Source organism: Actinomadura bangladeshensis, assembly GCF_004348335.1.
Taxonomy (GTDB): domain Bacteria; phylum Actinomycetota; class Actinomycetes; order Streptosporangiales; family Streptosporangiaceae; genus Spirillospora; species Spirillospora bangladeshensis.
Genome location: NZ_SMJW01000312.1, coordinates 1 through 8,252 on the forward strand (window position 1 = coordinate 1; position 8,252 = coordinate 8,252).

An 8,252-nucleotide genomic window follows, 5' to 3' on the forward strand; every position below is an offset into this window, starting at 1 on the left:
CCGCCGGGGCCACCGGCACCGCCCTACGGCCGGCCTCCGCACGGCGGACCCCCGTACGGCGGGCCGCCCTACGGCGCGCCGCCCCCGCGCGGCCCGGGGTACGGGCCGCCTGCCTACGGACAGCCGCAGTACCGGTACGTCCCGATGCGCCCTCCGCCGCGCCGCAGCGCCGGCGGGACGATCGCGGGCATCTTCGGCGGGCTGACGGCCCTGGTCGTCCTCGCGATCCTCGGGCTCGCCGCGCTCGGCGGGACGCAGGACGCCACCGGGAGCACGCGGACGCCGACCTCGTCCGGCGGCGGCAACGCGGCGCTGTCGTCCAAGGAGAAGGCGACCAACAGCCCGCTCTACAAGACGGGGCCGCTGACCTCGGTGAGCTGCCGGCTGCCGCAGATCCTGCCGTCCGCCGAGTCCATGCGCGGGTTCATGGACACGCTGAGCGACTGCCTCGACTCCGCGTGGGCGAGGCAGTTCCAGAAGGCCGGGATCGCGTTCGACAAGCCCGACCGCGTGTTCTGGGTCGACCCGGGGCGCAGCCCCTGCGGCACCTACCCGGCCCCCGGCGCGTCCGCGTTCTACTGCCCGGCGAACAACACGATGTACGTCGGGCTGCGGCACGTCGTGGAGACGTCGGGCGGCGAGCCGCTGTCCCACTACGCGGTGTACGCGCGGGTGATCGCGCACGAGTACGGCCACCACGTCCAGGACCGCGCCGGGATCCTCCTCTACGGGGACCGGCAGATCGAGAGCGGCGACAAGGCCACCGGCAACGCGGCCAGCCGCCGCATCGAGCTGCAGGCGCAGTGCTTCGCGGGCGCGTTCCTCGGCAGCGAGCGCGCCACCCTGCCGATGACGCGCGAGCAGTACGTCGCGATGATCACGGACGTGCGGGGGCGCGGCGAGGACCGCAAGCCGGTGGACGAGCGCGACCACGGCTCCGGCGCCCACTACGCGGGCTGGGTCGTCGCCGGCTTCAACGGCCGCGACCTGACCGTCTGCAACACCTGGATCGCCCCGCCGTCCAAGGTGAGCTGACGGCCCGGCGGGGCCGGGCTCCGACCTTCCCGGCCCGGCCCTGACCTGCGACTTTTCTGACCTTTCCGGCATGTGACTCGATTCACCACAAAGTGCTAGCTGTGCCGCTTGCAATTGCAAGCACCATGACGCAGTGTGGAGGTATGGCAAGTTCGAAGGTCGGCTCCATCGGGGAGTACATCCGGGAACAGCGCACGCGCGCGAAGATCTCGCTGCGCCAGCTGGCGGACGTCTCCGGGATCTCCAACCCGTACCTGAGCCAGATCGAGCGCGGCCTGCGCAAGCCGAGCGCCGAGATCCTGCAGCAGATCGCCAAGGGGCTGCGGATCTCCGCCGAGGCGCTGTACGTGCAGGCGGGCATCCTTGAGGACCGCGAGGCCGACACCGACGTCCAGGCCGCCGTCCGGGCCGACCTCCTGCTCACCGAGCGGCAGAAGCAGGTCCTGCTCGACATCTACGCGTCGTTCCTCAAGGAGAACGAGGCCACGGGCGTGGTCGGCGACGGGTTCGCCGCCGCGGCCGCACCGGAACGAGCGGAACCCGAACGAGCAGTACCCGAACCAGCAGACGCACAGAACGGAAAGGAAGAGGTCGGATGACGCTGGCCAGCAACCTCCGAGAGAACAAGGCCGTCTACGCCGTGGCCGGCGCCGGCGACTTCGCGGTGGAGAAGCTCCGTGAGGTCCCCGGTCAGGTGGACCGCTACCGCGACCAGGTGCGCGAGACCGTCGACCGCTACCGCGGCGAGGTCTCCCGGTACCAGGAGCGCGTGGACGCCAAGGACCTGCCGGGCGCGGCGGTCGCCTACGCCACGCACTTCGGCACCCGGGCCGTCGAGCTCATCGACGAGCTCGCCGAGCGGGGCCGCAAGGTCGTGAACCGCGAGGCCGTCCAGGTCGCCGAGATCACCGAGTCCGACGCCAAGCCGGTCGCCAAGACCCGCGCCGCGGCGCCGCGCCGGACCACCGGCACCGGCTCCACGCGGCAGGCCCGGACCACCACGAAGAAGTAACGGCACCGTGCGAACCCGGCCGGGAACACCCGGCCGGGTTCCTTCGTCTGTTCCGGCAGGCCGCCCCTCCTTTCAGGCCCGTCCCCTCCGGACGGTGCGCACGGGCCCGGGGCGCATAGGGTTGGGGCGGAAACACGCCGTGTGCGCGACAAGGAGTCGCCGTCCGAGACGAGCAGGAGCGCTGATCGCCGATGTCGGGCTTCAATGTGCTGGACTACTTCTTCTGGCTGCTGCTGATCATCGCGTTCGCCATGGAGGCGTGGGCGCTGATCGACTCGCTGACCGTGCCGACCGGCGCGTTCTCCGCGGCCAGCAAGCAGAGCAAGAAGCTCTGGATGATCATCTTGATCGTCGCGACCGTGGTCGGCGCCGCCTACGCGGTCGCGCCCGCCGCGCTCGGCGCCAGCCCCATCGCGCTGCTGCTCGGCATCCTCCCGGTCGCCGCGTTCATCGGCGCCGCGATCTATCTGGCGGACGTCCGCCCGGCCGTGGCGCCCTTCAAGAAGAACAACGGCGGCCGCGGCGGTTCCCGATCGGGCCCCTACGGCCCCTGGTGACCTCTACGTTGAGGTCATGAGCGACACCTTCGGACGCACGACCCGGCTGGAACTGACCGACCAGGACCTCCGCGAATGGGAGGCCGTCGTCCTCGACGCGGGACCGGACGGCATCGTCCTCGACCGCTCCGCCTTCTACCCGGGTGGCGGCGGCCAGCCCCCCGACCACGGCGTCCTGCTGTGGCAGGGCGTCCAGACCCGCATCGCGGGCGTCCGCAAGGGCGACGACCCGGTGCTGATCCCCGCGGAGGACGACCCGCTCCCGCCCGTCGGCACCGTCGTCCGGGCCGCCGTGGAGGACGACCGTCGCACCGCCCTCATGCGCACCCACTCCGGCCTGCACCTGCTCTGCGGCGTGGTGTTCCGCGACTACGGCTGCCTCGTCACCGGCGGCAACATGGAACCGCTGGCCGCACGTATGGACTTCGACCTCCGCGAGGTCCCGCCCGGCTTCAAGCAGACGGTCGAGGACGCCTGCAACGCCGAGGTCGAGGCCGACCGCCGCATCGACATCCGGACCCTGCCGCGCGCCGAGGCGTTCGAGATCCCCGACATCATCCGCACCGCCACGAACCTCGTGCCGCCCGAGGTGCGGGACGTCCGGATCGTCGACATCGTCGGCCTCGACACCCAGGCCGACGGCGGCACCCACGTCGGCTCCACCAAGCAGATCGGCCGCATCACGGTCGCCAAGGTCGAGAACAAGGGCCGCGGCTTCCGCCGCCTCCGCATCAAACTCACCGACTGACCGTGAACGACGCGAGCTTCACCGACCACCTGCGTTCGCAGGCTGAGGAGTTCCACCGGGCACTGGCCTCGGGTGCCGCCCCCGACGGCACTCTTGTGATCCGTCGTGACGACCTCGAACGCTGGCGTGATGCCACCTTCGAGGAATGGGCGGCCGGCAGGCTCAACCCCTGACGACGGTCTAGGGGGACGGGCTCGACAGGGCCTCCACGGAGACCAGGCCGTGCTCGACGATGTCGACGGCGCGGTCGAGGGCCGTGCGCATGGAGAGCGGGTCGTAGCCTTCACGGCGGCAGTGCGCGACGACCGCCTGCATGCCGCCGATCGCGACGCCTGAGGCGGCGACCGCGTCGATCTCGGAGATGCCGGGGCACAACTCGCGCAGCAGGGCCTCGATCGCCTCCTGGGCGTCGGTCATCCGCTGGAGGGCGCGGGCCCGCAGGGCGGGGCGCTCCAGGATGAGGGCGACCTGGACGGCGCCGTAGTCGGCGTGCTCGGTGACGATCGCGTTGAGGACGTCCACGATGCTGCGCCGGATCGTCTCCATCGGCGTCTCGCCGGGCGTGCGGCGCAGCCGCTCGGCGACCTCGGCGAGCCGGTCGTCGATCTCGGCGAAGACCACGTCCTCCTTGGACGGGAAGTAGCTGAAGAACGTGCGGGGCGCGACGTCCGCGGCGGCGGCGATGTCGGCGATCGTCGTCTCCTCGTAGCCGCGCTCGGCGAACAGCCGCAGCGCGGCGGTCGCGATGGCCTGCCGGGTGCGCATCTTCTTGCGCTCCCGCAGGCTCGGCCCGGCCGGTTCGGCGCCGCGCTCCCCGTCCGCCGCCCCGCCGCGCGCCCCGGCCGTCCGCTCGTCCATGTGACGGACATTACCATGACTGCAAAGTTGCATCTGTTGCAAATCTGCACCGATGGGTGTTCTCTGCGAGCATGGCGCGATTCCTGGACGCACTGGGGCGGCTCTGCGTGCGGCGGCGGCGCACCGTCTTCGAGCTGTGGGTCGCCGTGATGCTCGGCGCCGGCGTCCTCGGCATCATGCACGGCGGCATGTTCGTCCAGCAGAGCACGCTGCCCGGCACCGAGACGCAGCGCGCCCTCGACACGCTCGCCCAGGACTTCCCGGCGATGACCGGGCCGACCGCGACCGTCGTCTTCCACGAGACCGGCCAGGCGAGCCCGGCCGACTGGCGGGTCGCGCTCACGATCGGCCAGTCGATCGAGAACATCGGCGGGCTGAAGCGGGTCGCGTTCGTCGAGAACCCCTACGTCCAGGGCATGGGCGGTTTGAAGGACGACAACGCGGTCGTGGTCCGGCTCAACTTCACCGGGACGATGAGCGACGTCAGCCACGCCGACCTCGACGCGCTCAACCAGGCCGTCGAGCCCGCGCGGATGGCCGGGCTGGACGTGAAGTTCGGCGGCATCGTCGCGATGATCCTGAACCAGCCGAAGGGAGGGCCGCAGGAGGGCGTCGGGATCGTCCTCGCGCTGGTCGTGCTGCTGCTGGCGTTCGGGTCGTTCCTCGCCGCGGGCATCCCGATCCTCGTGTCGCTGTGCGGGATGGCCGTCGCCTACTCGCTGATCCATTTCTCGGCGTCGTTCTTCCAGATCGCGCCGACCGCGCCGATGTGCGCGGCGATGCTCGGCATCGGCGCCGGGATCGACTACGCGCTGTTCATCGTCACCCGCTACCGGCAGCAGCTCGCCGACGGCGACGACGTCGAGACCGCGGTCGGACGCGCCATGGCGCATTCGGGTCACGCCGTGGTGTTCGCCGGCGGCACCGTCGTGTTCGCGATCTGCGGCCTGTTCCTGTCCGGGATCGAGTTCGTCGGGACCATCGGGATCTTCACCGCGCTCGCCGTCGCGATCATGGTCGTCGCCGCGCTGACGCTGCTGCCCGCCGTGCTGGGCGCGCTCGGGCCCCGCATCGACCGGTACAGGCTGCCGCGCGTCCGTCCCGACCGCAGTTCGCACCGCTGGATGGCCTGGGGCCGGCACGTCGACCGGCACGCCTGGCCCTACGCGATCGTCGCGACGCTCGTCCTGCTGGCCCTCGCCGTTCCGACGCTCAGCCTGCGGTTCGGGGTGATGGCGGACAGCATGTCGTCGCCGAAGATGGAGGCGCGGCAGGCCTACGACATCGTCGCCCGCGAGTTCGGCGCCGGCCATTACAGCCCGTTCATCGTGGTCGCGAAGGTGCCCGGCGAGGAGAAGCGCGCCAAGCCGAAGCGTGTCGTGCCGACGGTGGACGGCCGCGAGGGCTTGACGGGCCTGACGAGACCGGCGGTGCCCGCGCCGAGCCCGTCGCCGCGGCCGGCCCTTCCGAAGGGCGCGCCGGATCCGACGAAGAAGCCCGACAAGGACGCGGTCCTCATCGCCCAGGAGCTGCAGAAACGGATCTCCGAGGCGCCCGGTGTCGTGTTCGTCGGCGACCCGGTGGTGACGGGGAAGACGGCGATCCTGACCGTCATTCCGCGGGACGCACCGCACGCGGAGTCGACCACCGACCTCGTCCACCATCTGCGGAACGCCGAGATCGCCGCGGTGCGGGACGCCCACCCCGGCACCGAGATCTACCTCGGCGGCGAGAACCCGGCGATCATCGACATCGCCACGACGGTCGGCGACCGGATGCCGATCGTCGTCGCCGCGGTCGTCGGCGTCGCGCTGCTGCTGCTCGTGATCGCGTTCCGGTCGGTGGTCGTCCCGCTGAAGGCCGCGCTGATGAACCTGCTGTCGATCGGGGCCTCGTTCGGCGTTGTCACCGCCGTCTTCCAGTGGGGCTGGGGGATCCGGCTGCTCGGCGTGGACCAGGCCATCCCGATCATGTCGTTCATCCCGCTGTTCATGTTCGCCCTGATCTTCGGGCTGTCCATGGACTACGAGGTGTTCCTGCTGTCGCGGATCAAGGAGGAGTACGAGCGGACGGGCGACCCGCACGAGTCCGTGGTGATCGGCATCGGGGCCACCGCCCGGCTCATCACCTCGGCGGCGCTCATCATGATCTTCGTGTTCGCGAGCTTCGTCCCGCAGCCGGACCCGATGATCAAGATGATGGCGCTCGGCCTCGCCGTCGCCGTCGCGATGGACGCCACGATCGTCCGGCTCGTGCTCGTCCCGGCGCTGATGAGCCTGCTCGGCCATGCGAACTGGTGGTGGCCCGGCCGGTCGCGTCCGGTGCCGCCCCCGCCGCCGGAACCGGAACCCGTCGCCGAGCAGCTGGAACTGGAGCTGACGAGCTGACGCGCCCGTTCGCCGAGTGTTCTCCGGCGTCCCGGGTAAATGCCGGGGCGGACACTCGGGGGGGACACCATGCGCGTTGCCGGGGTACGCACGGTCGTGCCAGAACACCGCTACGACCAGGACGAGATCACGCAGGCCGTCGTTGAGCGCACCGACGCCAACCCGGAACTCGCCCGCCGCTTCCATGCCGCGACCCAGGTCACCGGCCGCAGCATCACGCTGCCGATCGACGAGTACGTGAAGCTCGACGGGTTCACGGGCGCCAACGCCGTCTACACCGAAACGGCCGTCGAGCTGGCGGTGCGCGCCGTCCAGGACGCGCTCGACACCGCCGGACGCGCCCCGGACGAGGTCGACCATCTGATCTTCTGCTCCTCGACCGGGGTGGCGACGCCCTCGCTGGACGCCCGCATCGCCCAGCGCGCCGGCCTGCGCGAGGACATCACGCGCGTGCCGATGTTCGGCCTCGGATGCGCGGCGGGCGCCGCCGGGCTGTCCCGGCTCTACGACGTCCTGCGCGCCTGGCCCGACCACGTCGCGGTGCTGGTCTGCGTCGAGCTGTGCTCGCTGACCGTCCAGCGCGAGGACGTCTCGGTCGCGAACCTGGTCGCCAGCGGCCTGTTCGGGGACGGCGCCGCCGCGGTCGTCGCGGTCGGCGACCAGCGGGACACCGGTGCGTACCGGGGGCCGCGGGTCGTCGCGACCCGCAGCAGGCTCTACCCCGCCACCGAACATCTCATGGGCTGGGACGTCGGCGACCACGGCTTCCGCATCGTCCTCGCCGCCGACCTGGTCGGCCACGTCGAGGCGACGCTGGCCGCCGACGTGTCCGCGTTCCTCGGCGAGCACGGGCTCTCCCCGGACCGGGTCGGCTCGTGGGTGTGCCACCCCGGCGGCCCGAAGGTGATCGAGATCATCCAGCAGGAGCTCGACCTGGCGCCGGACGCCCTCGACATCACCTGGAACTCGCTGCGCACGATGGGGAACCTGTCGTCGGTGTCGGTGCTCAACGTGCTGGAGGAGACGATCGCGAGCCGCCGCCCACCCGACGGCGAACCAGGACTGTTGATGGCTCTGGGCCCCGGCTTCTCCGCCGAACTCCTCCTCCTGCGCTGGTGAACCGCTCCATGAATGGCTCTGTGCGCCGCTATGCGGGGCTGATCGCGCTCGTCGCCGCCGAGAGACTCGCCGAACTGGCCGTGGCGCGCCGCAACCGCGCCTGGGCGAGCCGGAACGGCGGGATCGAGTACGGTGCCCGGCACTATCCGCTGATCGCCGCCGCCCACGTCGGCCTGCTGGGCGGCGCGCTGCTGGAAGCCCGGCGGGAGCGGTTCGTGCCGTCGATCGGCTGGCCGATGCTGGCGCTGACCGCCTCCGCGCAGGCGCTCCGCTGGTGGTGCATCGCGAGCCTGGGAAAGCGGTGGAACACCCGCGTCATCGTCGTGCCGGGCATGCCTCTGGTGAGCCGCGGCCCCTACCGGCGGCTGCGGCACCCCAACTACGTCGCGGTGATCGCGGAAGGCGTGGCGCTGCCTCTAGTCCACACGGCGTGGCGCACCTCGCTCCTGTTCACGGCGTCCAACCTGTGCCTGCTCAAAACCCGAATCAAGACCGAGAACAAGGCCCTAGGCCACACGAACACCCCCACCCCGCCC

10 protein-coding genes are annotated in these 8,252 nt (G+C 71.3%); 9 read left to right on the plus strand and 1 reads right to left on the minus strand.

Features of this window, described 5'->3' with window-relative positions:
* From E1284_RS35800 to E1284_RS42070, 6 genes are all read left to right on the plus strand, one after another.
* Positions 1-1,035, plus strand: a 1,035-nt coding sequence (locus E1284_RS35800) for a neutral zinc metallopeptidase (protein WP_243714950.1), incomplete at its 5' end; no start/stop codon positions are given.
* A gap of 143 nt (positions 1,036-1,178) precedes the next feature.
* Complete coding sequence (locus E1284_RS35805; protein WP_131944595.1) at positions 1,179-1,634, plus strand: helix-turn-helix domain-containing protein; 456 nt, start codon at positions 1,179-1,181, stop codon at positions 1,632-1,634.
* Positions 1,631-2,047: a hypothetical protein gene (locus tag E1284_RS35810; RefSeq protein WP_131944596.1), complete on the plus strand. Its 417-nt coding sequence runs from the start codon at positions 1,631-1,633 to the stop codon at positions 2,045-2,047. Before E1284_RS35805 ends, E1284_RS35810 begins: the two co-directional genes overlap by 4 nt.
* A 191-nt stretch (positions 2,048-2,238) precedes the next feature.
* Positions 2,239-2,604 carry a DUF2516 family protein gene (locus E1284_RS35815; RefSeq protein ID WP_203596704.1) on the plus strand — a complete coding sequence of 122 codons (366 nt, stop codon included), beginning with the start codon at positions 2,239-2,241 and terminating at the stop codon, positions 2,602-2,604.
* A gap of 16 nt (positions 2,605-2,620) precedes the next feature.
* On the plus strand, positions 2,621-3,352 hold the full coding sequence (locus E1284_RS35820; protein ID WP_131944597.1) for an alanyl-tRNA editing protein: 732 nt from the start codon (positions 2,621-2,623) through the stop codon (positions 3,350-3,352).
* Positions 3,353-3,354: 2 nt separating this feature from the next.
* Positions 3,355-3,525 carry a hypothetical protein gene (locus E1284_RS42070; RefSeq protein WP_165965559.1) on the plus strand — a complete coding sequence of 57 codons (171 nt, stop codon included), beginning with the start codon at positions 3,355-3,357 and terminating at the stop codon, positions 3,523-3,525.
* A 7-nt stretch (positions 3,526-3,532) separates the two neighbouring features.
* On the opposite strand, the gene E1284_RS35825 is transcribed toward E1284_RS42070, so the two are convergent.
* The gene (locus E1284_RS35825; RefSeq protein ID WP_131944598.1) at positions 3,533-4,210 is read right to left on the minus strand and encodes a TetR family transcriptional regulator; all 678 of its coding nucleotides are present in this window, start codon (positions 4,208-4,210) and stop codon (positions 3,533-3,535) included.
* A gap of 71 nt (positions 4,211-4,281) precedes the next feature.
* Here E1284_RS35825 and E1284_RS35830 point away from each other — a divergent pair, with 71 nt between their 5' ends.
* From E1284_RS35830 to E1284_RS35840, 3 genes are all read left to right on the plus strand, one after another.
* Complete coding sequence (locus E1284_RS35830) at positions 4,282-6,597, plus strand: MMPL family transporter (protein ID WP_131944599.1); 2,316 nt, start codon at positions 4,282-4,284, stop codon at positions 6,595-6,597.
* 69 nt (positions 6,598-6,666) lie between these two features.
* A complete protein-coding gene (locus E1284_RS35835; protein WP_131944600.1) occupies positions 6,667-7,716 on the plus strand; it encodes a type III polyketide synthase in 1,050 nt (349 codons plus the stop codon).
* Positions 7,717-7,736: 20 nt separating this feature from the next.
* A partial coding sequence (locus E1284_RS35840) for an isoprenylcysteine carboxyl methyltransferase family protein (protein WP_243714951.1) occupies positions 7,737-8,252 on the plus strand: 516 nt, incomplete at its 3' end.

What these genes read in the sequence shown, in the direction of transcription:
- E1284_RS35805 (WP_131944595.1), top strand. Translation starts at nt 1,179, where the DNA reads ATGGCAAGTTCGAAGGTCGGCTCCATCGGGGAGTACATCCGGGAACAG.
- E1284_RS35810 (WP_131944596.1), top strand. Translation starts at nt 1,631, where the DNA reads ATGACGCTGGCCAGCAACCTCCGAGAGAACAAGGCCGTCTACGCCGTG.
- E1284_RS35815 (WP_203596704.1), top strand. Translation starts at nt 2,239, where the DNA reads ATGTCGGGCTTCAATGTGCTGGACTACTTCTTCTGGCTGCTGCTGATC.
- E1284_RS35820 (WP_131944597.1), top strand. Translation starts at nt 2,621, where the DNA reads ATGAGCGACACCTTCGGACGCACGACCCGGCTGGAACTGACCGACCAG.
- E1284_RS35825 (WP_131944598.1), bottom strand. Translation starts at nt 4,210, where the DNA reads ATGGACGAGCGGACGGCCGGGGCGCGCGGCGGGGCGGCGGACGGGGAG.
- E1284_RS35830 (WP_131944599.1), top strand. Translation starts at nt 4,282, where the DNA reads ATGGCGCGATTCCTGGACGCACTGGGGCGGCTCTGCGTGCGGCGGCGG.
- E1284_RS35835 (WP_131944600.1), top strand. Translation starts at nt 6,667, where the DNA reads ATGCGCGTTGCCGGGGTACGCACGGTCGTGCCAGAACACCGCTACGAC.